At 52.1% G+C, this 25993-nt stretch carries 22 protein-coding genes; 5 read left to right on the top strand and 17 right to left on the bottom strand.

All coding sequences use genetic code 11. The features are described from left to right. Nucleotides 1–8: 8 nt before the first annotated feature. A complete protein-coding gene (locus MKX50_RS04345; protein WP_339158506.1) occupies nt 9–1244 on the top strand; it encodes a hypothetical protein in 1236 nt (411 codons plus the stop codon). A gap of 4 nt (nt 1245–1248) precedes the next feature. Here MKX50_RS04345 and MKX50_RS04340 read toward each other — a convergent pair whose 3' ends face one another. The 3 genes from MKX50_RS04340 to MKX50_RS04330 form a co-directional block, all read right to left on the bottom strand. Then, complete coding sequence (locus tag MKX50_RS04340; protein WP_244996882.1) at nt 1249–1512, bottom strand: winged helix-turn-helix transcriptional regulator; 264 nt, start codon at nt 1510–1512, stop codon at nt 1249–1251. A 2-nt stretch (nt 1513–1514) separates the two neighbouring features. Beyond that, nucleotides 1515–2300, bottom strand: a complete 786-nt coding sequence (gene ant(9), locus MKX50_RS04335) for an aminoglycoside nucleotidyltransferase ANT(9) (protein WP_213595063.1) — start codon at nt 2298–2300, stop codon at nt 1515–1517. A 128-nt stretch (nt 2301–2428) separates the two neighbouring features. Beyond that, on the bottom strand, nt 2429–2764 hold the full coding sequence (locus MKX50_RS04330; protein ID WP_055106499.1) for a helix-turn-helix domain-containing protein: 336 nt from the start codon (nt 2762–2764) through the stop codon (nt 2429–2431). A 105-nt stretch (nt 2765–2869) separates the two neighbouring features. Between MKX50_RS04330 and MKX50_RS04325 the strand changes: the two genes are divergently transcribed. Then, entirely contained in the window at nt 2870–3784 is a 915-nt protein-coding gene (locus tag MKX50_RS04325) for an arginase family protein (protein ID WP_339158505.1), read from the top strand. A 243-nt stretch (nt 3785–4027) separates the two neighbouring features. Here the strand turns inward: MKX50_RS04325 and guaA are convergent, their stop codons facing one another. The 6 genes from guaA to bcp form a co-directional block, all read right to left on the bottom strand. Beyond that, the gene (gene guaA, locus MKX50_RS04320) at nt 4028–5566 is read right to left on the bottom strand and encodes a glutamine-hydrolyzing GMP synthase (protein ID WP_213595059.1); all 1539 of its coding nucleotides are present in this window, start codon (nt 5564–5566) and stop codon (nt 4028–4030) included. Between the two features lie 77 nt (nt 5567–5643). Then, nucleotides 5644–7977 (bottom strand): transglutaminase-like domain-containing protein, encoded by a 2334-nt coding sequence (locus MKX50_RS04315; RefSeq protein ID WP_339158504.1) that lies wholly within the window; start codon nt 7975–7977, stop codon nt 5644–5646. Continuing rightward, on the bottom strand, nt 7964–9250 hold the full coding sequence (locus tag MKX50_RS04310) for a DUF58 domain-containing protein (RefSeq protein WP_339158503.1): 1287 nt from the start codon (nt 9248–9250) through the stop codon (nt 7964–7966). The genes MKX50_RS04315 and MKX50_RS04310 overlap by 14 nt, the downstream gene beginning before the upstream one ends. Beyond that, a complete protein-coding gene (locus MKX50_RS04305) occupies nt 9247–10215 on the bottom strand; it encodes a MoxR family ATPase (protein WP_339158502.1) in 969 nt (322 codons plus the stop codon). The genes MKX50_RS04310 and MKX50_RS04305 overlap by 4 nt, the downstream gene beginning before the upstream one ends. A gap of 94 nt (nt 10216–10309) precedes the next feature. Next, on the bottom strand, nt 10310–11644 hold the full coding sequence (locus MKX50_RS04300; RefSeq protein ID WP_339158501.1) for a polysaccharide deacetylase family protein: 1335 nt from the start codon (nt 11642–11644) through the stop codon (nt 10310–10312). 116 nt (nt 11645–11760) lie between these two features. Continuing rightward, entirely contained in the window at nt 11761–12246 is a 486-nt protein-coding gene (gene bcp / locus MKX50_RS04295; protein WP_339158500.1) for a thioredoxin-dependent thiol peroxidase, read from the bottom strand. A 134-nt stretch (nt 12247–12380) separates the two neighbouring features. Here bcp and MKX50_RS04290 point away from each other — a divergent pair, with 134 nt between their 5' ends. Further along, nucleotides 12381–13496 carry an LCP family protein gene (locus tag MKX50_RS04290; protein ID WP_213595047.1) on the top strand — a complete coding sequence of 372 codons (1116 nt, stop codon included), beginning with the start codon at nt 12381–12383 and terminating at the stop codon, nt 13494–13496. Between the two features lie 44 nt (nt 13497–13540). Then, on the top strand, nt 13541–14854 hold the full coding sequence (locus MKX50_RS04285) for a glutamate-1-semialdehyde 2,1-aminomutase (RefSeq protein ID WP_213595045.1): 1314 nt from the start codon (nt 13541–13543) through the stop codon (nt 14852–14854). 82 nt (nt 14855–14936) lie between these two features. Here MKX50_RS04285 and MKX50_RS04280 read toward each other — a convergent pair whose 3' ends face one another. From MKX50_RS04280 to MKX50_RS04245, 8 genes are all read right to left on the bottom strand, one after another. Then, nucleotides 14937–16223, bottom strand: coding sequence for a stalk domain-containing protein (locus tag MKX50_RS04280; RefSeq protein WP_339158499.1), 1287 nt, complete (start codon nt 16221–16223; stop codon nt 14937–14939). A gap of 129 nt (nt 16224–16352) precedes the next feature. Continuing rightward, on the bottom strand, nt 16353–16604 hold the full coding sequence (locus MKX50_RS04275) for a hypothetical protein (RefSeq protein ID WP_155611929.1): 252 nt from the start codon (nt 16602–16604) through the stop codon (nt 16353–16355). A 60-nt stretch (nt 16605–16664) separates the two neighbouring features. Then, nucleotides 16665–17519, bottom strand: a complete 855-nt coding sequence (locus tag MKX50_RS04270) for an inositol monophosphatase family protein (RefSeq protein WP_213595043.1) — start codon at nt 17517–17519, stop codon at nt 16665–16667. A gap of 204 nt (nt 17520–17723) precedes the next feature. Then, nucleotides 17724–18494, bottom strand: coding sequence for an enoyl-ACP reductase FabI (gene fabI / locus MKX50_RS04265; RefSeq protein WP_213595041.1), 771 nt, complete (start codon nt 18492–18494; stop codon nt 17724–17726). 117 nt (nt 18495–18611) lie between these two features. Next, the gene (gene uvsE, locus MKX50_RS04260) at nt 18612–19613 is read right to left on the bottom strand and encodes a UV DNA damage repair endonuclease UvsE (RefSeq protein ID WP_339158498.1); all 1002 of its coding nucleotides are present in this window, start codon (nt 19611–19613) and stop codon (nt 18612–18614) included. Beyond that, complete coding sequence (locus MKX50_RS04255; protein WP_055106514.1) at nt 19610–19933, bottom strand: hypothetical protein; 324 nt, start codon at nt 19931–19933, stop codon at nt 19610–19612. The genes uvsE and MKX50_RS04255 overlap by 4 nt, the downstream gene beginning before the upstream one ends. Nucleotides 19934–19993: 60 nt before the next feature. Beyond that, complete coding sequence (locus MKX50_RS04250) at nt 19994–21091, bottom strand: D-alanine--D-alanine ligase (protein ID WP_213595037.1); 1098 nt, start codon at nt 21089–21091, stop codon at nt 19994–19996. Nucleotides 21092–21165: 74 nt separating this feature from the next. Then, complete coding sequence (locus MKX50_RS04245) at nt 21166–22176, bottom strand: amidase domain-containing protein (RefSeq protein ID WP_213595035.1); 1011 nt, start codon at nt 22174–22176, stop codon at nt 21166–21168. Nucleotides 22177–22386: 210 nt separating this feature from the next. Between MKX50_RS04245 and acnA the strand changes: the two genes are divergently transcribed. Then, the gene (acnA, locus tag MKX50_RS04240; RefSeq protein ID WP_213595033.1) at nt 22387–25104 is read left to right on the top strand and encodes an aconitate hydratase AcnA; all 2718 of its coding nucleotides are present in this window, start codon (nt 22387–22389) and stop codon (nt 25102–25104) included. Nucleotides 25105–25993: the final 889 nt, after the last annotated feature.

The raw sequence follows: 25993 nt of genomic DNA, 5'->3' as shown, positions 1-25993 counted from the left end.
GTTATGAGATGCACGCGATCAACCGGAAACTCATCGCAGCGCTGCTTGCACTTTTTACGCTGCTAGGTTGCTTTGCAAATACGGCCACGGCAGCAGATGCAAAGAAAATATCTTTAGACGTCATAAGCGACTATACGAGCCTGATTCCCGGACAAAGTGTCATGGTTGGGGTAAAAATCTCCACGAAGGAGCTTCCAGATAACATGGGACTGCGAGCGGCAAAAATCATTTTAAGCTATGACGAAAGTATTTTTACGACGGATGGTAACATCCGTTTTGACGAAACCCTTGGAAAGGATATATGGAGAGGTGACACCATTTTCATTCCTTCTAGCTATAATGATTATAATATCGAGACTCCATATCCTATGGATATCGATCCTACGGATGGCAGGAAAGAAGTGGCCATATCCATATCCGCTAATAACGGTAAACTTATTCGTTCTACCTCTGACGAAGCCTTTGTATCCTTTTTTCTTACCGTAAAGGAAGGCGTCTCAAGTCAAAATACCTCCATCGAAATCCAATCTGCCCAATTGGAGGATCATACAGGAAAAGCAATTCAGAACTTTGCGGCAACATCCACGGATATTCTCGTTGGTATTCCAAAAAGCATTGACATCGTTAGAGGCACTCTCCCACCGACTGCAGATCCATTTAAGGTTAGCGTAGATATCGGCATAGAATTGAATGCCCTGGCTAAATTCGATAACGGCGACACGGCCTATGTTACCGAAATGGTGACGTGGCAATCTTCGGACACTCAGATACTTAAAGTTCATTCCCCCGGGAGTATTCGGACAGTTGGGCTGGGAACAGCTGCGGTAACCGTTACGCTTGGTTCCATAACCGGGAAGCATGACATTACTGTTCTTTCTCCAACGGATCCTGAATTGAACGTCCAGGAAGAAGCCTATGTCATCGTAACATACATACCCCCTTCTCAAAGGGAAACACTCTACCAGGAGATTCCAATCACGGTCAATGGCAAGGTTGCAAAATCAGGGCGAATGATTGAAGGAAGCGTCTACGTGCCATTACGGGCTATCAGTGATTTACTCGGGGTTGAGGTTGGCTATGACAGCTCTAAGAAAGCCCCAACGATCAATGGCACTACGATTAAGGATTTCAAAATACTTTCGCGCTCATCCTACATCAAAGCCAGGGAGATTCCTTCTATCCTTGGCGCAAAGATTATTTGGGACGGCATAAATAAGAGTCTGTCGATAGAGTATAGTTCTTGAATCCTTAACAAAAGCAACTTGCAAAAGTCTTTAACGGCCCGAGTCCCGATATTACATAGGACTTGGGCCGTTTAAATTTTGCTTGCATGGTAACAACTGATCTGGCACATTCTTTTATCATCACATCTGTAATATAGTAACCCTTCCACCTCTCTCCCCAATCATGCATAGTATAGTACACCCGAAGGAATTCCTCTCCCTTGTCCGTCAGGGAATACTCGACAGTTACGGGTACTGTTGCAAACACTTGACGATGGACTGAGATCATGCTCAGCTACTAAGATAAGTCTCCACAGAATTTTTCATATGATTAACGAGTGCCATCACCTCGGAGTGCAGTCCTTCCCACTTATCAGCATACTCTCCCCGATAGGCTTTTCTAGCTAAGTCGAGTAAAGTCGCATGTTCTTTGGGCAACCGAGGTATAGCCCATTCTGCAGCCACATCTTTTGGAGAAATCTCACCAACAGCTACTGTCAGCCACATTCTGGCTAAAGTTAAAATTACGTTTCTTTCGTCACCCTTGACGCTCTCAATTAACCCAGGCAAGGATTCCCTAATCGCTCTTCGAATATCTGTCATTGGCACGGGGGCTAGTACATCTGAAGCATCCGGACCAAAAAGAGTAACGCTATCCTTTCTTACTTTTGCTAAAACAATAGCCAAGTCAGGGTCATTAGTTGGTTCCTGAATTTGTCCTTTCTCAAACTCATCCCTAAGCCACTCACCATAGATAAATTCGCCTTTTGGCGGATATCGCCAGGGTACAACATCTCCATAGTTGATAACCGTGACTTCAAGTGGTCTCACAGAATCTGTATTTCCTATCTTTCCAGATATAAGCATCAGTCTGTCCGTTAGTTTTCTTCGAGTTAATTCGGTTAAACTATGATTTACGACCACTAGGACATCTACATCACTGTCAATGTGCAAGCCACCAATTACGGCAGAACCAAATAGATATACCGCGACTACCTCACTGCCAAGCAGCTCCTCGACAATTTTTAATGCTTGAATCGCTTCCTTCGGTATTTTTCCGTTATTCAAATTGCACATCAACTACAGACTCCTCTCGTCATTAAAAATGTCATCGTGATCAGGATAATTGAGCCCTTCTTGATAAGAACTACCTACAATACGAATAACATCATTTTCAGAAGCAATATACATCATATCGCTACTTTTTACTGATTTTCTACTCCCCACTCACACAGACTTTCCAAGACAGGTAGGAGAGATTTAGCTTTTGGCGTTAAACTATAGACAACTTTGGGCGGGATTTGGGGGAATTCTTCACGATGAACCAATCCATCGGTCTCTAATTCTTTTAATTGAGCACTTAATGTTCGATACGTAATCGCACCTATCTGCCTTTTTAATTCATTAAATCGAATGGATTCATTTTCAGCTAGAAGATAGATAATAACCATCTTCCACTTGCCACCAATAATAGACATTGTATATCCAAAAGGGGTATCTTGAATGTTCTTCACTTTACCTTTATATTCAGCCATACTCATATAATCACTATCCTTTCTGGTAGTATCTATCCAAAAAGTGCGTACTTTTCTTAGATTTACTTTGCATTGTAAACTAACATTATTCCAAATAAAGGAGAGAGCATAATGACTAAAAAGACTATACGACTGCTTATGCCCCAATGGCAAGGAGGAAATAACCCACATTATTCATTTGGAGCTGAGTTACTTGCTTGGCTTGCCCCAAAAAATAATCAGCCTCTTATTGAAGTCCCGGTCCAAGCTTTTGACGGGGATTCGCTTGAAAAGGAGGATGGCATGAATGGAAGAACACAACTATTTGAGCAATTGACAGCCGCACACCATCTCCTAGAAGCTCACAAGCCGGATCGGGTTGTGATGTTAGGTGGAGACTGTCTTGTGGAACAGGCACCCTTCGCCTATTTAAACGAACGTTACGGAGGAAATCTAGGGGTCATATGGATTGATGCTCATAGTGATCTTGTTAGATTTGTGGGATATGACAATGGACATACACTTCCACTTGGAAATCTACTAGGCGAGGGCGACAAGCAATTTTCAAGTTTAGTAAAAACTCCACTGAAACCAGCGAATGTATTTATCGCTGGTCTAGCAACTCCATCTCAGGAGGAAGAAAAGCGAATTGTAGAAGAAATTGAAAAAGCAGATGTTTATCCAGAGGAACCCGAGGATGAACTGATTAATAGACTAGGTATTAGAACAGCTAATGCAGATGAGCTTGCTAAAAGTACGGATTCAATAAAAAACTGGATTAAGGAAAATGATATCAAGCATCTAGCCATTCATCTTGATTTAGATGTATTGGATCCATCATCCTTTCGTTCCTTATTGTTCGCTAATCCTGATGAAGATTATAACTTCTCAGCAGCTGGCTCCCTGCAACGTACACAACTGATTCGTATAATGAAGGAGCTTTCCGAAGCAACAGAAGTAGTGGGCTTAGGCATTACAGAGCACATGCCATGGGATGCTATCAATTTAAAGAAGATGCTTGAGGAATTTCCAATTCTGAATGATTGATAATCTAAGTCATTAAAGCAACCTTTCCTTTGCCGATATTGCCATGGCGGATCAGCATAAATTACTTTGGGCGGAGAAAATCCTAATAAGTCGATTTAGTTATAACTAATCTGCAACAGAAGCCTATAAACAATGATCTAAAAATATCTTAGAAAACAAAAAAGAGATATTGCTTTTATGCAATATCCCTTTTTACGTCTTTTCCTTTGGCGGAACGTTTTCACTTCAAATGCTCTTAGTGAATTATTCCCACTCAATCGTCGCCGGCGGCTTCGATGTAATGTCGTATACGATGCGGTTGACGTTATCCACTTCGTTGACGATCCGCACCGAAATTTTCTCCAGCACATCCCACGGAATACGCGCCCAGTCGGCGGTCATGCCGTCGATGGAAGTTACCGCGCGGATACCTACGGTGTAGGAGTATGTCCGGGCATCGCCCATAACGCCAACACTCTTCATGTTCGGAAGCGCCGTGAAATATTGCCAAATTTCGCGGTCAAGACCTGCTTTGGCGATCTCTTCGCGCAGAATGTAGTCGGAATCGCGAACAATTTTCAGCTTGTCCTCTGTGACTTCGCCCAACACGCGAATAGCCAGACCCGGTCCAGGGAACGGCTGTCTCCATACGATTTCCGATGGCAGGCCGCATTCCTCGCCGACTTTGCGAACCTCGTCCTTGAACAATGCCTTTAAAGGCTCAACGAGCTCAAACTTCATGTCCTCCGGCAGTCCGCCGACGTTATGGTGAGACTTGATCGTCTGGGCCGTCGCCGTGCCGCTCTCCACGATATCGGTGTAAAGCGTACCTTGCGCTAAAAATGCGAAATCATCAAACTGCTTGGATTCTTCCTCGAACACGTAAATAAACTCGTTGCCGATGATTTTCCGTTTTTGCTCAGGATCATCGACGCCTGCCAGCTTGGACAGGAAGCGTTCGCGCGCATCGATCTTGACAACCTTCATGTCGAATTTGCCGACAAACGTCTCCATTACGCTCTCGGCCTCGCCTTTGCGCAGCAATCCGTGATCGATGAACATACAGGTCAACTGATCGCCCACCGCTTTGTGGATAAGCATGGCGACTACGGAGGAATCAACGCCGCCGCTCAGCGCACAGAGTACCTTCTTGTCGCCGACCTGCGTCCGGATATCCTGGATCGCATCCTCGATGAATGTCTCCATGCTCCAGTTGCCTTCACATCCGCACACTTCATACAGGAAGTTGCGGATCATTTCGTTGCCATGCACGGAGTGGCGTACCTCCGGATGGAACTGGACGCCGTACAACCGGCGCTCTTTGTTCGCGAAGCCAGCGATCGGAGCGTGCTCCGTCGATGCATCGACGACGAAGCCTTTCGGCAGTTCCACGACATGGTCGCCATGGCTCATCCATACCGTTTGCTTCGACTCCAGGCCTTTCGTGAGTGCCGAATGTTCGGCGAAATTCACGTCTGCCTTCCCGTATTCGCGCTTAGCCGCACGTTCTACCTTTCCGCCGAGCTGATGCGCCATCAATTGCATTCCGTAACAAATCCCGAAAATCGGCACACCGATGTCATATACAGCAGGGTCGATTTGCGGTGCATTTTCTGCATACACACTGGAAGGACCGCCAGAGAAGACGATGCCCTTAGGGGCCATTTCCCGCAGCCGCTCTGCCGAAGTATTGTATGGCAACAATTCGCTGTATACACCCAAATCGCGAATTCTTCTTGCTATCAGCTGATTGTACTGCCCTCCAAAATCAAGAACGACAATCAATTCATTTGGCTTATTCATTACCGAGCCTCCCTCAATTCATGAACCTAATTATACGAAACGACAAAAGTAGTCGTCAAGAAAGTTCGGAAGACATCTTATCCACGGCGCAAAGCCAAATTTCGGCATAACTCCAGAAAATTTCGGCTATTCATCCGATCAGGCCTTAATCCTCCATAATAGAGTGTCTCCCATTCCCGGACAAACTCCTCCAATTTGCCTAGATTAGCTGTTTCCTGAGCAGCTAGAGAATCCACATATTCTCTAGCGGTCATGCCTTCCGGTTTATTTCCATACATGCGGTAAATCTGCCGCCAGACCCGGTCGGCGATATGCAGCAGCAGCTTCTGGTCAGGAAAACGGCTGCGCGGCCGGGCAATGATCCGCTGAAGCGTTAATAAATCGCGCCAGACCGTACTGTTTCTCCCCATCCATATGATCAACCAAATCATAGGCCACACGCCAAGCAATCCGGCAGTCCAAATCAACGGCGCTTTTACCAGCGATTCCCTTAAGGTGAGCATTCCATGATCCAGCATAGATTTTATCGCTGCAGGCAGGACCGATACATTGTTCGCAAATTCCCGAATCCATGCAGGCAGAAACTGACCGCTTATCCGGGGCGAAGCCGACAAGATGGAATCGTAGCCCGGTGTCGGGTCGAACGGAACCCAGCCTTGCTCAGGAAAATACACCTCCACCCACGCATGGGCATCCGCATACGATATCGTGTACAAGTCAGGCTCTTCCTTGCTTCGCTCTCCAGGCGTGAAGCCTTTGACCCAGCGGGCTGGAATGTCACCGCTGCGCAGCAGCACGACCATAGCTGTAGAGAAATGGTCGCAATAACCCTGGCGGTCGACAAACAGGAACCGGTCGACAAAATCTTCATCCGCTGGCGGGATCGCCGAATTCAAATTGTAGGAGTAATGCTGCTTCAAATATTTAGCTACGGCCATCGCCGCATCATAGCGATTGCCGGTGTCCTGCACGAGCGATTTACCCAGCTCGCGAACCCGCTCCGGCAAGCTATCCGGCAGCTGCAAATACCGCTCGCCAATCGATGCCGGTTCTCCATCTTCCAGCTGCCTGAGATACCCTCCGGCGGTCGGCTGCCGAATGACCGTCAGCTCGTAGCCCTGGATCCCCTCCATTGCAGAAGTCTGCTGAGCTTGTCCAGCTCTGTCCAAATATATGGCTCCGGCAGCTTGGTCAAACCTGGCGGCAAATGGGACGCTCCTGCCCTCCTCGGCAAACACGTGATCGACTTGGACAGGAATGCCTCCGCTCAGCAGCGGCAGCTGTCCTGTAACCGGCTTCTGAAACGTAATCGTTTGCCTGATCTTGCTGCCGCCCGCGAAATCATCTTCCTGTGGCAGCAAGCTAGATCCCTCCCCGCTAGCAAGCAATTGCACTTCCTCTTCCGTCGCTGGTTGCAGCCAGCCGCGGCCGGTGTACACGCTTTTACTCTCCCCCCGCCAATAAGCAGAAACCGGAGATTTCGCCGTAAAGTACGTATCCCACCGGAGCTGGAGCGGCGCGCCGAGCTCACCGTCATCCCGCCCGTAGCCCGATACGCTCGAGGTCGTCACGCTTGCTTCGGCCAAGCCCTCCTTTTGATACCAGCCCTGAAGGCTTTTGATCAATGCCTGCAAAGGCTGCTGCTGAACCGGCTGGGCCGGCAGCAGAAGACTCATTGCCGCGGCGCAGCCAACAAGTCCCGTAACCGTCAGGGGAGCGATGATTTTGTAAGCATGCTCCTTGTGTGATTTTCTATTCTTAAATAAAGGTATCTGCTTGATATATCCCTGTTCCCTCATCTGCATGGCAAACGCATAGCACTGGATCGCAAGGCCAATTCCCGCTGCCCGCGCCAGGTTATAAAATATCGGGGCATCGAAGATCAGCTCAATTGTCAGCAAATAAACGATGACGACCGCCAGGAACAGCAAAATCGTCTGCCTGCCGATGGCCAGCATCTGGACAGATACGACCAGCAAGCTCCACCCGATCAGCAAGAGCAGCATTCGCGATTCCGGGCTCGCTTCGTTCAGCCGCCCCATTTGAAATATCGCAGCGATATCCTGAGCCGCAACGATTCCATACCAGCTAATCCACGACATGCCCTCCTGCAACCCGAACAAATAGAACAATGTCCCGCCAATAAGCATCAAGTACAACATCGCCTGCACCCATGTGGCCAGCCGCAGAGAACCGGCCAGTAGAAGAGCTGCCGTCAGGTAAAGAAAGACGGTAACAACCCTTCTCTCATGCTCAACCACAATGGCGTAAAGAGGGTACAAGCACTCCGCAAAAAGGGCGTACAGCAGCAGTGAAACCGCTATTCTGTGCAGCCACGGCTGGAAGGCTTCCTGCTTGCCGGAACGAATGGGATACTCACGAGCCTGCTGCTGCAAGCTAGGCAATGCCATGATCTCTTCCTCCCCTGCCCGGCTTCATCTGTACGGAGGCCGAGTCGTATAGAAGCGGAACCATCCGGATTCCATGCGAGCTCAATTGAGCAGACCAATTTCCCGCAGACTTCTCCCAATTCTCAGCACCGCCGTTCCCTATGCCAGCCTCTTCTACATCCGAGCCGTGTACAGCTGCATCACCGGATTCGCCAGAGCACCATACATCCAGCACCGCTCCAGCGTCGGCCATTTGCAGCAGTCTGGCGACAAGCGAAGGAGTTAAGCAGCCTGTGATTATCGTGATCCGCTGCCCAGGTACAACCAAGTGATTCCATGATTCGGCTCCATTCAATGAAAGGGCGAACCGCTCGCTGGCAAGCTGAACCTGCGCTAACACCTCAAGCCCTTCATACAATCCTTCTCTTCCAATGAGCTGCAGCGTATTGTTTCCCAGCCCCGGGCGAAAATAATACGCGTCCGTCCCCTCGCTCTGCCGATGCAGCCATGCCGCCGCTGCAGATACGGCTATCTCAAAAATTTCTCCCCGTTCCGGAACGAAATAAGATGCCGGTTCCGTATCCAGAATCAGACAGGCTGGCCATGCGTAAACTTCCTCTGGAGCACGGGTAATCAGCTCGCCGCGGCGAGCGCTTATTTTCCAGTGGATCGATTTCACCGGATCGCCCGGCTCGTAGGCCCTTAAGCGGCTGCCCCATAGCGGGGCATATTTCAGCGACGTATCAGCACGTCCGCCTTCTCCGTCGTTTCTTCCCAGTATCTCGTCCCATGCCGCTATATAAAGCGGAAGCGGCTGAACAAGCAGTTTATCCCTTCCCTGCAGGCGGCGGACCCGTTTGAACCAGCCGAACACGTCGCCCCATGCGACCGTCGTGCTTCCTTCGGTATACAGCCCGCGGGCCACTCCGCTCAAACGGTATGTGCCACTGTAGTTACGTTTAAACCCTGAAAACAGCAGCCTACCTCTTTCTTGCTCAAGTCCCGCCAAATCATCTTCGACCTGAACCCAGAGCGGAGGGATTCCGCCTTCCAGGCTAATCTGGAGTGTCACCTCGATTTCTTCCCCTTCGTAGGGGGCCGAAGGCGCCCAAGTGCGGCGGACAGTAACTCTTGTTGGCCCGCACAACTGGCTAGCGGCACCTACAGCTCCAATAAGCAGCGCCAGCAGGAGAAGAAATAACGAAGCTCCTCCTCCTTTCCAGGCATAAAGCGCCCCTAGAACTCCTATGACTGGTACGCCTGCCATCCATGCTCCAACACCGCTGCCCATCATGACGACGCACCCCGCTGCTGCTGAAATACGGGCACCTTCCCCTGGGACAATAAATCCTCCACGATGTCTTCTCCGTGCAGCCCCGCCAGTTTCGCCTCGGGCTTCAGCATAAGCCGGTGGGCCAACACCGCCGCCGCTACCGCCTTGGCGTCATCAGGAATTACATAAGACCGCCCTTTATAATAGGCCATCGCTTGCGCGGCCCCCATCCAGGCCAGTGTGCCGCGAGGACTGATTCCGAGCGCAAGCTGGGGATGGCGGCGGGAGGCATGGGCAATTCCCACTAAATATTGCTTGATCCGCTCATCGACAAGCACCTTTCTGACCTGGCGCTGTATCTGCGCCATCTCCTCAAGCAGCAGCACGGGGCGGATATCCTCAACAGGAGTTCCCTCCTGCATCCGGCCAAGCATCTCCACCTCCTGCTCAGGCTGCGGATAGCCTAGGGAAATACGCATTAAAAACCGGTCAAGCTGGGCTTCCGGCAAACGGTAAGTCCCTTCGTAATCCAATGGGTTCTGTGTCGCCAGCAGCAAAAAAGGCTTCGGCAGCAGATGGGTAACCCCGTCTACCGTCACTTTGCGCTCTTCCATCGCCTCCAGTAAGGCCGACTGGGTGCGCGGAGCCGCGCGGTTAATTTCATCAGCCAGCACGATATGCGCCATGATCGGTCCTGGCCGGAACTCGAATTGTCCGGTTTGGGCTCGGTACACCGACACCCCGGTTACGTCGGAGGGCATCAGATCCGAGGTAAACTGAATTCTGCCGAACGTACCGCCCAGACAAGCCGCAAGCGTGCGCACCAGCAGCGTCTTGCCAACCCCGGGAACATCCTCGAGCAGAATATGTCCGCCCTGCAGCATGCAGACGACGGCTAGCTCAATTTCCTTTCTTTTTCCTATTATTATACTGTCTACCCGGTTGACCAGCTTCCCTAGCAAATCCGCTGAATAATGATCTATCATAACCTGGCTACCTCCATTTTCGGCCGCTATTCTACCAACCATTGTCGCCAGAAACTACCTAAAATAGACGTATGTAAGAGAAACAGCCCTTCCATCAGGACGCCCGTACCCGCCGCTCCTCTGTATTGGCCGTAACCGACATAATGTCATGCCCGGTTACCTCCAGCAGCGTACGCAGCGGCAGCCATAGGAGCCCGTTTCTCCATTCCAGGCTTGCTGTATATCTCTTTTCGCTTTCCCCTGGGGCTTCAACGACGATGGTGCCATCCGCCGAGCTGACAATGATTCTTGTATCTCCCCAGGTTGCAACCGCGCTTTTCTCCAGCCCGTTCCAGCTGACCTCGGCCCCGAGCCGTTCCATGACTGCCCGCAGCGGTACTCTGAATTGTCCATCCCGGAGTTCGTATTCGCCAGCCGCAAGCTTCGTCTCCAAACCTCCTGCCTCAACATAAAGCGGCTCGCCAGGACCGAATAGTTCGGCGTTAGGAACGATATGGGCCTGGACCCAATCGCTTGAAGGCTGCGGTCGCTTGCTGTTCTTCATTTTAGGAGATACGGCAAACTGAATAGGCGGAACCTCGGGAGTTATCGCGCGGAATTCATACCCGAGCGACTTATAGTAGTCAATGATTTTGGGCAAAGCTTTCACAGTCTCCTCATGTCCGGCACCGTCATGCATTAACAATGTGACGGAGTCTCCTGGCTTGGGGGGAGTTGCATTTTGTATGATTTCCGAGGCGGGAACCCCTTTACGCTTGGAGTCGCCGCTGTCCAGATTCCAGTCGAATACTTTATAGCCGCCTTGCTCCAGCAGCTGAAAATAAGCTGCATCAAAATGCCCGTACGTTCCGCCGGGCGCTCTGACTAGCGGGGGGCGCTTTCCCGTAATATTGCGGAGCACTTCCTCCGTCTCCTTAATCTGGGACCAGAAAACACCGAAGCTGGCATACAATTCATCATATTTATGATTGTAAGTATGGTTGCCGATCGCGTGTCCAGCCTCATTGATCCGGTTAATGATCTCCGGGAACCGCTTGGCTTGCTCGCCAAGCACGAAAAATGTGGCCGGCACGTCGGCTTTTTTCAATATGGCTAATACGTCATCCGTCCATTTGCTAGGGCCGTCATCAAAGGTAAGATATATTACTTTGCTTGCTTCTTTTGGTTTGGATTGGGGCTGGGAAGCGGGTATTACAGAAGATTGTTTCGAAGAGGATATTCTGGCAAAAGAAGCCGCCGAAGCAGCGGGTCTGACCGCGCCAGCGGGCACCTTGAAGACGGCCGCCGCATCCTCAGGGGATTGGGCGGCTGCTTCAGGCATGATGCTCTGGCTCTCGGATTGGGGAATGAAGGATACGATAAGAACAATAGCAACTACTAAGCTAATCAAGCGAAACACTGGGAATCCGGCCAGCCATTGTGTATTCATATAAAATCTACCTCCGCGATTATATCAATTCATTGGGTTTCTGGTAGATTATATGAATGCCCTGCTCAATTTAGACTACGGCAAAATATCTTATTTTGCTATGTTAGTCCGCTATGTTACTTCGCTCTCTGGTCATCCCGCAGAGCTTCCAGCACCTTCTCCACATGTCCGGCTACCCGGATGCCGCGCCACTCCTTCTGCAGTCTGCCCTCCTCATCGATCAGGAAGGTCGAGCGCACAATTCCTTCATATTCCCTGCCGTACAATTTCTTCAGCTGCCATACGCCGAACATCCGGCTAACGCGGTGATCCTCATCCGCGAGCAGCGGAAAGTTCAGGCCATGCTTCGCCTTGAATTTATCATGCGACTTCACGGAATCCCCGCTAATACCGAGAACAACGGCCCCCTGCTCCAGCAGCGCTTCGCTTTGGTCGCGGAAATCGCAGGCCTGCCGCGTGCACGCCGGAGTCATATCTCTCGGATAAAAATATAGAACGACCTTGCGGCCGCGAAATTCGCTTAACGCAATCTCCTCTCCCCCATCCGCGGGAAGACGGAAATTGGGAACCAGCTCTCCTACTTGAACTTGTACATCAACCATGCAGCATGAACTCCTTTCTGACTTCACAAATACGAAAATTGATTGTACCTACAAAAGAAATTATAATGGATGGGTATGCAATACATCCAATTTATGACGGTTCTCATCGTTATCCACCGAAAGGAACGAACAATATGACGAAACGCACGAAACGGGCGATCATCTGGTCCATCACTGGAATTCTGGTCGCCATCGCGGCTGTTGCGGCTTACTATTTTATCGCCATTTATAATCAAGTTGATAAATTCCAGAAGAAAGGCGAGGACTCGCCCTTCTACAACGTACAGCCGGTCGAGACCAAGAAGGAAGCCGAGCCGCCGAAATGGGAGGGCACCGAGCAGGTTAATATTCTGCTGATGGGTGTAGACGCCCGCGGACTGAAGAAGGGAGAGGTCCCCCGGTCCGACACGATGCTGGTCGCCTCCATCGATCCCGTGAAGAAGAAAGCCTACCTGTTCTCTATTATGCGTGATACCTATATTAAAATACCAGGCTACGGGTCGGACCGCATTAACGCCGCCATTACCCATGGGCCAAACAAAGCGATGGAGACGGTCTCTGAGCTGCTCGGCATACCGATTCAATATTACGTCTATACGGACTTCCAAGGCTTTATCGAGCTCGTGGATGCCATCGGGGGCGTGGACTTCTACGTAGAGAAGGATATGCGCTACACAAGTAAGGCCGACAACCATGAATATGATATCGATTTGAAAAAAGGCCAGCAGCACCTTGACGGCAATTCAGCCCTGCAGTACGTCCGATTCCGCCATGACGCTCTTTCCGACTATTCGCGTACAGAGCGCCAGCGCAATTTCCTCAAAGCGGTAGCCGAGAAAATGATATCGACGACCTCGATTATGAAGCTTCCGTCAATTCTGGAGAAAGTGAATCCGTATATCGATACGAACCTGACGGTCAACGATATGTGGAAGCTGGCCACCGTTGCCTATGACAGTAAAATGGCGGGCAGCGAGCAAATTCCTCCGATGAAGCTGGTCGTAGAGAAAAACGTGGGCGGCTCCGAAGTGATTGGCATTCGAAGCGAGGATCAATTAAAGCAATTCGTTCAGGATGTATTTAACGCGCCGGACGAACCTGAACAGGACACAGACAGCGATAACAGCCCGGCAGGAGCGGCGGATACAGACAAGAGTACGAGTACTGGCGCAGGCGCCGGAACTGGAACCAGCAGAAGCACGGGCGCAGGTTCCGGATCTCCCCCTGCTGCGGAAACCTTCCGGAATTGATTCATTGATCCGCCAAACACCTACTTGAAAGGAAGATGTACCTCATGAACCGGATTCAATCCGAACGTTTATACGAAGAAGCTCTCCAGCATATTGTCGGCGGCGTCAACAGCCCCTCCCGCTCTTTCAAAGCGGTTGGGGGCGGGGCGCCCGTTTTTATGAATAAAGCGGCTGGCTCCCATTTCTGGGACGTAGACGGCAACCGCTATGTCGATTATCTCGGAGCATACGGCCCGATCATTACCGGCCATGCTCACCCGCATGTGACCCGCGCCATTCAGGAAGCGGCGGCTAACGGCACCTTGTACGGTACGCCAACCGAGCTGGAGATTACCCTAGCTAAAATGTTAAAGAGCGCAATTCCTTCCATGGACAAGGTGCGCTTTGTCAATTCCGGGACAGAGGCCGTCATGACGACCATCCGCGTAGCGCGTGCCTATACCAAGCGCAATAAAATCATCAAATTTGCCGGCTGCTATCATGGCCATTCCGACCTCGTGCTGGTAGCCGCAGGCTCCGGCCCTTCCACGCTCGGCATTCCCGACAGCGCCGGCATCCCGACCAGCATCGCCCATGAGGTGATTACCGTGCCGTTTAACGATGCTGGAGCGCTCCAGGCCGCCCTGAACAAATGGGGCGACGACGTAGCTGCGGTGATGGTCGAGCCGATCGTCGGCAATTTCGGCATGGTCATGCCGAAGGAAGGCTTCCTCGAGGATCTCTGCAGACTTGCCCGGCAGTATGGCGCGCTCGTCATCTATGACGAGGTCATTACCGCCTTCCGCCTCCACTACGGCTCAGCCCAGACGTTTAACGGGCTGGCCAATCATGAGGCGATCCAGCCGGATTTGACCGCGCTCGGCAAAATCATCGGCGGCGGCCTGCCGATCGGCGCGTACGGCGGCAGCAAGGAAGTCATGGAGCAGGTCGCTCCGCTCGGCCCGGCATACCAGGCCGGAACGATGGCCGGCAACCCGGCTTCCATCTCGGCGGGAATCGCCTGCCTGGAAGTATTGCGGGAAGAAGGCGTCTATCCGGAGATGGAACGGCTGGCCGTCAAGCTGACAAACGGGCTGGCGGATTCGGCGAGCCGTTACGGCATTCCGCTGACGATTAATCGGATTGCCGCAGCATTCTCGACGCATTTCTGCGACCATCCGGTTACCAACTATGAGGAAGCGCAGGATACGGACAGCGACCTGTTCGCCGCCTTCTTCCGGGCTATGCTGAATCGGGGCGTCAACCTCGCGCCTTCCAAATACGAGGCCTGGTTCCTGACGACGGCCCATACAGACGAGGATATCGATTTTACGCTGGAAGCGGCAGAAGCTTCCTTCCGTGAGATCAGCGGCAAATAAAAATTGCAAACACAAGGAAGGGCGTCCCACGCGAACATGCGGGGCGCCCTTCTCTTTATTGATGATAGCCGAAGCCATAAGATTATAAATTGATAAATACCGTCTTACTCTTCTCGGAATACTGTACATCGAGCCCCAGGCCTTGGGCAAGCACAGCTAAAGGAACGTAAGTTTTGGCTTCCTGGCCGATTTTATACAGAAAAGCCGGGTTATGCGTAGCGACCAGCTCGCCATTCGCAATCACTTGGCTCGCACCGATCGGGATGACAACCGTCCGCCCGCCGTACGTCACTGTAGCCGTGCTGCTGCGGCTGTCCCATCTCGCGGAAGCTCCGATTGCCTCCGTAATATCCTTAAGCGCCAGAAAGGTCTGATTATGAAGGAGCACCGGAGCATATGGTGTTTGCAGCTTCTCACCCTTCACCACGATATGAAGCGGTACGCCCTCCTTCAATTTCCCGTTCTCCCGGTAGCTTCCCCATGCCTCTTCGGCTACGGCTTTGGCAATCGCTTCATACCCTGCCTGGCTAGGATGAATATCTCCACCCGGCAAAATATGCGTCAGCGCAATTTCCCGCCCCTTGAATGCCTGCGCCACATGCGCCGCCTTCACAAGCTTGCCTTGGCTGGCATATTCGCCGGCAATTCCTTCAACCGCCGCTGTAAACGTATCTGCGGCGTTTTCCAAATCGGTATACGCCGAGCCGGCGATCCTTTTAGGTACAGGCTGGTATTGATCCATCAGGATAATTTGGGCCCGAGGATTGATTGCTGTCAAATCATCGAGAATCTCCCGTACGTTGAGCGTGTATGCAGCCAGAAGCTCCCGCCCCTTGGCTTCGATTTCAGCCGGGCTGTAGTGCGCAATATCCGTTAGCAGACTATACAGGTCATTGCCGCCGATCGTAATGGTGATCAGATCCGCTTGCTCCAGCGCCGCCCGGGTATCGGCGATTCCCGCGGCAAAGGCGGCAATGCGCGGATCGGGCAAGCCGCGCTGAATTGCTTCAGGCCGTATCGCCTCGCCGCTTTGAATTGCGGATATATAATTTTTAAGACCGCTGCTGGTCAGGCCTAGAATCCCATAATTATGAACCTTCGTCCGGCCATAATACAGTCCCTGCTCCCTAAGCCGTTCCACATAGCCGTAAGGGACGCTCTTTTCATCCATGCCTGGTTCATAACCTGCACTGATCGAGTCGCCCAGCGCAACGATATGATAGGCCTTCTCCTCCATCTGAACCGCTATAGCCCGCTCAAGGGCCTGATCTCCAGTCAAGGAACGCGATTCTGCAGTCAGGAAGGTTACCGGAAAACAAAGCAGGGCCGCAAGCATAAGCAGACTGGCTGCCGAACATCGTATCCCCATTTTTCTAACAAACAATGACTCTCCACTCCTCATCATGCGCAGCCTGGCAAGTATAAGGCCGATCAGTCTATCCTATCAATCAGACGCTTCGGCGATAGTATGTGATTCTGTGAAAATAAAAGCCCCGAATTATTCAGGGCTTTTGATGTCACGCGCAGTCTTCTTCAAATACTCATCATACCGGCCATCGATTTCCTTAGCCATGCTGCGGTATTTCAGCGTTTCCTCCACAATCGGGTCAAGCTCTGTTTGTATGCGGATTTCGTACTTATGAGGCAGGCTCTTACGCGTCTCCTCCTGCCGTTCCTCCTCCGTACGCTCCTCGGCATCGCCCAGCAATTCGCTAAGCTCTTTCTCCAATTTCTCGCGATCTTCGCTCATCCTGATACACTCCTTCATCCTAAAATGATTTAAGGAATTACAGAATAGAAAAAAATCCTCTTACTGCATGCCTGTTGCACCAGCGTCCTTCAGGGATTGCAGCAGCTCGCCGTGAATTTTGCCGTTCGTCGCCACCAGGTGACGCACGCCGAGATCATAAGGATTCCCTGTCGTGTCTGTTACGATTCCTCCGGATTCCTTCACAAGGAGGGCGCCCGCTGCAACATCCCAGGCATTCAGCCCTACCTCATAATACCCGCTCAAGCGGCCTGCTGCCACATAAGCAAGATGCAGCGCAGCGGAGCCTCCTGCTCGAATGCTGCGCGTCTGCAGAGCTAAGGCGTTAATCCCTTTCATATTCGTCGGAAGCGCAAACTGGCGATCCGGATTGAAGCCCACGGCCACAACGCTGCCGGACAGCTCCGCATCCTCTGACACCCTCGTAGGATTGCCATGCACGTAAGCGCCCTTGCCTTTCTCGGCCACGAATAGTTCGTCCCGCAGCGGGTCATAAATTACGCCAACGATAACTTCTCCGCGATGAGCCAACGCGATCGACACGCAGAAAAACGGAAAGCCGTGAACGAAATTCGTCGTGCCGTCCACCGGATCGACAATCCATAAATATTCCGAGGATCTCGCTTTGGCCAGAGCCGCTTCTGAAGCTGCAGCACCCGGCGGTACGCCTTCCTCGCCCAAAATATCATGATCCGGGAAATGAGTAAGGATCAGCTTACGAATCATCAGCTCCGCGCCTTTATCTACATCCGTCACCAAATCCTGTGGGGATAGCTTTGTATCTAGTTGTTTGTACATGCCAAGCCTGCTCTTAATCCATTCCCCCGCTTTGGATGCGGAGTTGATCGCCACAGCTGTCGGACTTTTACTGCCCACCACGTTGTCGATTGGTTCCAATAGATTTCACTCTACTTTCTATCTTAATCTTGTAAATCTCTTCTCGTTAAACTATACGTCTTGAACCCTCTAAAGTTGCATCCATCTACCCCGTCCCGGCCTGATTCGGGCGGCTTGACCCGCTTTCCCTTCCTTATGGAAAAAGCCCGCAACCAAAGCGCTGCATCTGCTTCGGAAACGAACTTTCCCCATCAATCATTTTACTTATGCACCAACGATATTATAACCGCCGTCGACAAATATAACTTCTCCCGTGATGCCGCGGGAAAGATGGCTCATCAGGAACATCGCCGTGTCGCCCACCTCCGCAGTTTCAGTCGTTCTGCGCAGCGGCGCCTTCTCCTCCACCTGCTTCAAGATCGAGTTGAAATCGCTGATGCCCTTGGCCGCGAGCGTACGGATCGGTCCTGCAGAGATTGCGTTCACGCGAATATTCTTCGGTCCGAGATCGTTTGCCAAATAACGAACGGATGCTTCCAATGCCGCCTTGGCAACACCCATCACGTTATAGTTGCGCATGACGCGCTCGGAGCCCATGTACGTCATCGTCATGATGCTGCCGCCTTCAGTCATCAGCGGAGCTAGGCGTTTTGATACAGCTACAAGCGAATATGCGCTGATGTCATGCGCCAGTGCGAAGCCTTCGCGGGACGTATCCGCGAATTCGCCGGCGAGGTCTTCCGCCTTAGCAAAGGCTATGCTGTGCACAACGCCATGCAGTACGCCGAGTTCGCTCTTCAATGTTTCCGCCAGGCGTTCGATTTCTTCATCGACCGTCACGTTGCATGGAAGAATGAGCGAATTGGGAATCGTCTCGGCCAGCTTGCGTACCCGGCCTTCCACCCGCTCGCTCTCGTATGTAAATGCCAAACGCGCTCCTTGAGCGGCCAAGCTCTGAGCAATAGCCCAGGCAATACTGCGGTCGTTAGCAACACCCATTACGATAATGTTTTTTCCTGCGAGTAAATCTCCCATATTAGAACATACCTCCAACTGAACACTGTATTTTAGTGCAGATTTTGTTTGTTTATTTTAACTTATTTTTGTTCAACTTACCTTATTTTGCTGTCCTTTTCAAGCCAAAGCATGCCTTTAAGGCTGAATTCGTACGCTGGCCTCGCTCAGCAACTGCACGCCATCCCCTTCATATTGGCGCAAATCCTCCATGAGCGCGAACAGGGCTCCGTCCTTCAGCTTCGCTTCCAGCATGACATCGACCCGCTTGGTCGCAGGCGCGATGGCCCGAAGAAAATCCAGCAGCGGCTGAGCGAGAACGTGATCGGCATGACCTCTGGGGTCGCTCGCGCTTTTCGGGCTTGAGGCGTGGATTTTAGGCGGCAGCGGATCTGAACTCGGTGAATCCGCCTGGGCATGCGGCGATTGCCATGTGCGCTGTATACGGGGCCATAAATCCACGGGCTGCTCTCCTTCATTATTCACCCATTGATGATGAATATCGAGCACCATCGGAATGCCTAGCGTCTCGCACAGTTCCAGCGTCTCGAGGGCGTTGAACGTCTTGTCGTCATTCTCGAACGTCAGACGGTTCTTGATGCTGTCCGGCAGCGCAGTGACATTTTCCCGGAACCGCTCGGCAGCCGACAGCTTGTCTCCGTAGGCGCCGCCGACATGGATATTATTCTTCGCCCGTCCATCCAGCCCCATAGCCTCAAGCATCGCAACATGGTGGCGTAGATCGCGCTGCGAGCTGTGCAGCACCTCAGGACGCGGCGTGCTTAGTACCGTGAAATGATCCGGATGGAACGAGACGCGCATGCCGTGTTGTTTGACAAAATCCCCTACCTCCCGGAATTGGTCTTTTAGAGCCGCATAAGGATTCCAGTCAGACAGGGCGTCATGTGTCGCCAAGGGCAGCAGCTTGGACGAGAAGCGATATACTTTGATATCGTTCGCTTCGTTATGCCGAAGGAGCCGCAGCGTGTTGTGCAGATTGTCCGCCCCGATCGACGCCAGACGGCGCACCGCCGCCTCCCGGTCGCTTAGACTGCTGAACGTCTTGTAAGTCATCGTCTTGGATGGAGATGCATTCTTCACGACCGTCGACATAGCTACGTAACCGAAGCGGACAATCAAGCGTTCTCCACATCCCCGAAGAACATTTCATGCGCAAGCGCCGTCTGCACGGCCGCTTCCTGCTCTGTCAACTGACGCACCAGCTGGAGCTCGACGGATGTAACTTCTTCCCCGTTAAAATTGATCTCGGATACGCAGGCCGTAATTTTCACGATGGCCACGGCTTTATTGTCCGGCGAATAAGCAATCACCTTCTGACCCGTCGGATAGACGCGCAGGCCTTCCTTCAGCATTTTTCCGCGCCCGTATTCCAGCAGTTCGTACAGCTCCTGCTCTTTTTTGAATTTGCATACTGAGTTGAATTCGGTTTGAAAGCCCATCATCGATCTTCCTTTCCATCTTCATTCCCATTAATCCTAGCGAATCATGAGTTGATTGAATTACTGCAGACCGTTCTCAAAATTCAGATTCTGTCTGGCCTCATAGCGTTCTAAGGCGAGCTCAATCAGCCGATCGAGCAGCGCCTCATAAGAAACCCCCGTTTCACGCCACAGCAGCGGATACATGCTGTACGGCGTGAATCCCGGCATCGTGTTCACTTCGTTAATCCAGACGGTTTGATCCGACTTCTTCACGAAGAAGTCCGCCCGGCACAGTCCGTTTCCTGATATCGCCTTAAATGCCCGCACCGCCAAATCGCGAATTTCTTCCGCAAGCTCCGTATCAAGCTCGGCCGGAATTAGCATTTGCGATTTGCCATCCAAATATTTGGCTTGATAGTCATAGTATTCACTGGAAGAGACGATCTCCCCCGGAACGGATGCCAGCGGCTCGTCGTTGCCAAGCACGCCGACCTCGATCTCGCGTGCGTCCACGAATTCCTCTACGATAACTTTCATATCGAATCGCAGCGCGGTAGCGACGGACGCCAGCAACTCCTCGCGCGATCTTGCCTTGGATATGCCGACGCTGGAGCCTAAATTGGCCGGTTTTACGAAGCAGGGATAACCCAGCTTCTCTTCAATTCCCTGAACGATGGCATGGCTGCCCCGGCTCCATTCGGATGCCGTGAAGTAGCAGTACTCGCACTGCGCCAGCCCCGCTTCGGCGAACAGTTTCTTCATGGCGACTTTGTCCATCCCGGCTGCCGAGGCCAGCACGCCCGCGCCGACATACGGCAGATCTGCCATTTCGAACAAGCCCTGAATCGTGCCATCTTCGCCGTACGTGCCATGCAGCAGCGGAAATGCGACGTCAATCGACCCTGTACCGGCTGAAAGCTTCTCGAACAGCATATTGATCGCCGCGGACGTATTTTGCGCTCCGCTCTCCAGCTTCAGTTCTTCCAAAGCGGCAAACGGGCCGGAGAGCTTATTTCCAACCCGCCATTCCCCGCGCTTCGTAATATAGAAAGGCAGCAGCTCGTATTTGTCATAGTTAAACGCCTGTGAAACCGCGAGGGCCGTTTGCAGCGATACTTCGTGCTCTCCCGATTTACCGCCGTAAATAAGTCCAACGGTGAGTTTGTCTTGTCCCATGAGTAACCTCTTTCTTTGATCGTCGTAATAGTTATCGTGCAGAATGAATTTCCATATAGCCCAGCTTCAACTCATCAAAAATGATCCACAATCCGAAAAAAGCGATACACGGTATTCTCGCTCCAAGCGTATGAATTCCGGTAATCCCAATATCGGTGCTTGCTCGGAGTAGTATGGGCATTCACCAGCGGCATTCCGCCGGCATCGAATGCGGTCACGATCGTGCTATGCTGATAGCTTCCGTCACCGTCCCAATCATAGATGATGACGTCTCCCATTTGGAGCTGCTCCGGGTTATCTACGGCTTCGGCTCGAAGCCCAGAAGTGCTATGGGCCAATAGGCGCTCAAGAGCGTTAGCGACAGACCAGCTGTAGCTCCATGCCTCCCGGCCCTTGATATACCCTTTATACCACCAGCCCGATTCTCTTTTTCCAGTATAGTTTATTGGAGCCCCTCCTGCAAAGAGACACTGGGATATATAATTGGTACAATCCACTTCAAATTCGGCAAATTCGGGATTAAACCCATCCCACCAGCGATCGGCGTAAAGAACCGCATCCTCGCGCCGGTAAGGCGTGCTGCGCGAGGTTCGCGGACCGAGCACTTGCGCATTAAGGTAAGGACCCGGCAGCTTGCCTAAGGCTCCCGCTTCTCCGCTGCCTCTATCCAGGGGCAGCTTGAACGGAGCATGGCGCTCGTCTACAGGCTGTTCGATTCGCGTTATGATCCAGCCTCCGCCTTCCCGTTCCAGTGTCAGCCGCTGCCGGTCGATAACCTCCTCTTGATGGCGGGCTCCCCCTTTTTCATAATATGTCCTGCGGGCCATTTGGAGCTCAACCTCGATCTCGCCGGCCCGATTCTCGATTTCCCGCAGCAGCTTGGCGCGGGTTTCGCAGCGAAGCGGGGTTGCCCGCCGTTCCTTGTACCATTCCTGAAGCCGGCGTTTGCGTTCACCGCGGCGCATTAAATATTCCAAATCAGCCACAATGGCCTCGGCCTCAGCAGCCTTGGGGCGATAATCTACTTCGTCCTGATTATGCTGATTCACATATAGGGATAACGTTCTTCTCCATTCATCGCTCACTTTGAAATCCCCTCCTCATCATTCCCATTTATATGAAAGAACAGGATTGAGTATGTGCTGGAAAAATTACGCCGGGCAAGCGTGCAATACCGCAAAGAACAGGCCGTTTGCCAGCAAAAAGTACTTTACTCGCAACAAGGAGAACGCTATACTTAATGTAGTGATAATTTTGAAATAGCGTTTCATCTAGTGAAACAAGGAGGTACATTCATGTCAACGAAGGATTTTTTCTCTGTTTCCCGCACCTTGGAAGCCGGCGGGAAGAAATACCGTTACTTTGATCTGCAACTGTTGGAAGAGAAAGGACTAGGCCCTGTTTCCAAGCTGCCATTCTCCATTAAGGTACTTCTGGAAGCAGCCGTTCGGCAATTTGACGGCAGAGCCATCACTGAGGAGCATGTGAAGCAAATCGCCGGCTGGAGCCAAGGCCGCGATGAGAATAAAGAGATTCCGTTTATTCCAGCCCGCATCGTTCTTCAAGACTTCACGGGCGTTCCCGTCGTCGTTGACCTTGCTGCGATGCGCGACACCGTCAAGAAAGCTGGCGGTGATCCGAAGCAGATCAATCCGCTTGTCCCGGTTGATCTCGTTATTGACCACTCCGTCATGGTCGATGCCTTCGGTACGCCAGATGCGCTGGAATACAATATGAAAGTTGAATTCGAGCGCAATGAGGAGCGCTACCGCTTCCTGCGCTGGGCGCAAACCGCCTTCAATAACTTCCGCGCTGTTCCGCCGGCTACGGGTATCGTTCACCAAGTCAACCTGGAATATTTGGCATCTGTAGCCGCTACTAAAACCATTGACGGCGAAACTGTCGTATTCCCGGATTCCCTCGTTGGAACCGACTCCCATACGACGATGATTAACGGTCTTGGTGTAGTGGGCTGGGGTGTCGGCGGCATCGAGGCTGAAGCTGGCATGCTCGGGCAACCGCTCTATTTTGTTGCACCTGAGGTGATCGGCTTTAAGCTTGTCGGCAGCCTGACGGAAGGCGCTACGGCGACCGACCTCGCCCTTACTGTAACGCAAATGCTGCGTAAAAAAGGCGTTGTCGGCAAATTCGTCGAGTTCTACGGACCAGGTCTTGCCAACATCAGCCTTGCCGACCGTGCAACAGTTGCCAACATGGCGCCTGAGTACGGCGCAACAATCGGCTACTTCCCGGTAGACGACGAGACGCTGGCATATCTGCGCAGCACAGGCCGTTCCGAAGAGCAAATCGCACTTGTTGAGGCGTACTATAAAGCACAAGGCATGTTCCGCACGAGCAGCACCGTAGATCCTGAGTTTACCGATCTGATCGAGCTGGATCTTGCTTCTGTCGTACCTAGCCTTGCAGGACCTAAGCGTCCGCAGGATCGCATCGAGCTGACGGATATGAAGGAGAACTTCAACGACATCATCCGGACTCCGATCGATAAAGGCGGATACGGGCTCAGCGATGAGAAGATCAACCAGAAGGTAACGATCAAGCATCCTGACGGCAGCACAAGCGAGCTCGGAACAGGAGCGGTCGTTATCGCTGCAATCACGAGCTGTACGAATACTTCCAACCCAAGCGTGATGATCGGCGCAGGATTGCTGGCGAAGAAAGCAGTCGAGCGCGGCCTGAAGAAACCAGGCTACGTGAAGAGCAGCTTGACGCCAGGTTCCCTTGTCGTTTCAGAATATCTGGAGAAAGCCGGACTCATGGATTCCTTTGAAGCGCTCGGCTTCCACGTTGCTGGTTACGGCTGCGCAACTTGTATCGGCAACTCCGGTCCGCTTCCAGATGAGGTCAGCGCAGCAATCGCCGACAACGACCTTACCGTAGCTGCTGTTCTGTCGGGTAACCGGAACTTCGAGGGTCGCGTGCATGCTCAGGTTAAAGCCAACTACCTGGCTTCTCCGCCGCTTGTCGTCGCTTACGCGCTGGCTGGAACGGTAAATATCGATCTGCAGAACGATCCGATCGGCTACGACCAGAACGATCAACCGGTCTATCTGAAAGACATCTGGCCGACTTCCGCGGAGATCAAAGAAGCGATCGGTCTCTCCGTGAAGCCAGAAATGTTCCGCAGCAAATACGAGAACGTATTTACTCAGAACGAGCGCTGGAATGCGATTCCGGTTCCGGAAGGCGAATTGTATGAGTGGGACGAGAAGTCCACTTACATCCAGAACCCGCCGTTCTTCGAGAAAATCGGCGAAGGGCTTCAGGACATCGCCGACGTTCGCGGAGCACGCGTACTCGCCCTACTCGGGGATTCGGTTACTACCGACCATATCTCGCCAGCCGGCAACATTTCGCCAACAAGCCCGGCGGGCATCTACTTGAACGATCACGGCGTTGCCCGCAAGGACTTCAACTCCTACGGCTCCCGCCGCGGTAACCATGAAGTCATGATGCGCGGTACGTTTGCTAACATCCGCATCCGTAACCAGGTTGCTCCTGGCACGGAAGGCGGCGTAACGAAATACCTGCCTACGGATGAGCTGATGTCCATCTACGACGCTTCGATGAACTATCAAGCCAATGGACAGAACCTCGTCGTCATCGCCGGTAAAGAATACGGTACGGGAAGCTCCCGCGACTGGGCGGCCAAAGGAACTTATCTGCTTGGCGTTAAAGCGGTCATCGCCGAAAGCTTCGAGCGGATTCACCGCAGCAACCTGGTCGGCATGGGCGTTCTTCCGCTCCAGTTCCAAGAGGGACATGGCTGGAAGACGCTAGGCATTGACGGCACCGAGACGTTCGATATCCTCGGATTGAGCAATGACGTCAAGCCTGGCCAAGAGCTGACCGTTGTAGCAACCCGCCAAGACGGTACACAGTTCGAATTTACGGTCATCGCCCGCCTCGACAGCATGGTTGATGTCGACTACTACCATAACGGCGGCATTCTGCAAACCGTTCTGCGCCAGATGATCCAAGCTGGCAAGTAATTATATATAACCTGTTCATAAGGAATGTCCTGCCCGGTTTTCGGGTGGGACATTCTTTTTTTGGCGGCAAATTGGGGATCAGCGGTATCGGCTATAGGAAGTATATAGGAAATTGGGCATTTGTCTAAGGGGAGTACAGGTGCGGGTACGGGTGCGGGATAGACTCAAAACTGAATGTGGACTTAGCAGACCCCGTCCGGCTGACATAGACAGGCCGAAGGCCGTTTGGAGTCGGGAAAAGGACCGACTGGCTATACATGAAGGTTAAAGCCAATTCGAGGGGTTTGGGTTGGTTGGGTTGGTTGGGTTGGTTGGGTTGGGTTGGGTTGGTTGGGTTGGTTGGGTTGGTTGGGTTGGTTGGGTTGGTTGGTTCGTTTAGCTCAAGTTGGCTAGATTCGCTGGATTGACTCTGTTGGTTTGGTTGGTGCGGGTGGTTTGATTAGTTGGGTTTGTTAGGTCAGTTCGGTTGGTGCGGGTAGTGCGGTTGGTACGGGTAGTGCGGGTGGTTTGGTTAGTTATGTTCGGTTGGTTCGGTTGGGTTCTCCAGTGATTCAATTGGCTCGGTTTAGTTTGGTTAGTTTTGCTTGGCTTCAGTGGTTCAGTTGGCTCGGTGACTGTTGATAGGCTCGTAAGTTCGGTAGCATTGGTAAGGTCGGCAGATTCAGGGAAAAGCAGCACACGAACGGACCCTGAATCCTTTATTTGGCCAATATCGGTCTAAAATGAAGACTTACGGACTCAGGTGCACCTATTTGCCTAAAACGACCACTAATCAAGCCGTAGATTGCTAAATAGAGTCTTCTGTGTCCGTGACTTGGGGATTTACTCGAAATAAGGGCAAATAACGCCCTCTGTGTCCGTTAGGACTGCTCGGCACGTCGGTGATCCG

Origin of the sequence: Paenibacillus sp. FSL W8-0186 (assembly GCF_037969765.1) — a bacterium.
In the GTDB taxonomy this organism is placed as follows: Bacteria; Bacillota; Bacilli; order Paenibacillales; family Paenibacillaceae; genus Fontibacillus; species Fontibacillus woosongensis.
Note: the sequence above shows the minus strand (reverse complement) of the source record. Positions and strands in the feature narration are given on the sequence as shown.

Coding starts and splice junctions, on each gene's coding strand:
- MKX50_RS04280 (WP_339158499.1), bottom strand. CDS start 16,223: ATGGGGATACGATGTTCGGCAGCCAGTCTGCTTATGCTTGCGGCCCTG.
- MKX50_RS04330 (WP_055106499.1), bottom strand. CDS start 2,764: ATGAGTATGGCTGAATATAAAGGTAAAGTGAAGAACATTCAAGATACC.
- MKX50_RS04275 (WP_155611929.1), bottom strand. CDS start 16,604: ATGAGCGAAGATCGCGAGAAATTGGAGAAAGAGCTTAGCGAATTGCTG.
- guaA (WP_213595059.1), bottom strand. CDS start 5,566: ATGAATAAGCCAAATGAATTGATTGTCGTTCTTGATTTTGGAGGGCAG.
- MKX50_RS04300 (WP_339158501.1), bottom strand. CDS start 11,644: ATGAATACACAATGGCTGGCCGGATTCCCAGTGTTTCGCTTGATTAGC.
- MKX50_RS04305 (WP_339158502.1), bottom strand. CDS start 10,215: ATGATAGATCATTATTCAGCGGATTTGCTAGGGAAGCTGGTCAACCGG.
- MKX50_RS04290 (WP_213595047.1), top strand. CDS start 12,381: ATGACGAAACGCACGAAACGGGCGATCATCTGGTCCATCACTGGAATT.
- MKX50_RS04325 (WP_339158505.1), top strand. CDS start 2,870: ATGACTAAAAAGACTATACGACTGCTTATGCCCCAATGGCAAGGAGGA.
- MKX50_RS04285 (WP_213595045.1), top strand. CDS start 13,541: ATGAACCGGATTCAATCCGAACGTTTATACGAAGAAGCTCTCCAGCAT.
- fabI (WP_213595041.1), bottom strand. CDS start 18,494: ATGGGAGATTTACTCGCAGGAAAAAACATTATCGTAATGGGTGTTGCT.
- MKX50_RS04255 (WP_055106514.1), bottom strand. CDS start 19,933: ATGGGCTTTCAAACCGAATTCAACTCAGTATGCAAATTCAAAAAAGAG.
- MKX50_RS04345 (WP_339158506.1), top strand. CDS start 9: ATGCACGCGATCAACCGGAAACTCATCGCAGCGCTGCTTGCACTTTTT.
- MKX50_RS04340 (WP_244996882.1), bottom strand. CDS start 1,512: ATGATCTCAGTCCATCGTCAAGTGTTTGCAACAGTACCCGTAACTGTC.
- bcp (WP_339158500.1), bottom strand. CDS start 12,246: ATGGTTGATGTACAAGTTCAAGTAGGAGAGCTGGTTCCCAATTTCCGT.
- MKX50_RS04310 (WP_339158503.1), bottom strand. CDS start 9,250: ATGATGGGCAGCGGTGTTGGAGCATGGATGGCAGGCGTACCAGTCATA.
- MKX50_RS04315 (WP_339158504.1), bottom strand. CDS start 7,977: ATGGCATTGCCTAGCTTGCAGCAGCAGGCTCGTGAGTATCCCATTCGT.
- acnA (WP_213595033.1), top strand. CDS start 22,387: ATGTCAACGAAGGATTTTTTCTCTGTTTCCCGCACCTTGGAAGCCGGC.
- MKX50_RS04250 (WP_213595037.1), bottom strand. CDS start 21,091: ATGGGACAAGACAAACTCACCGTTGGACTTATTTACGGCGGTAAATCG.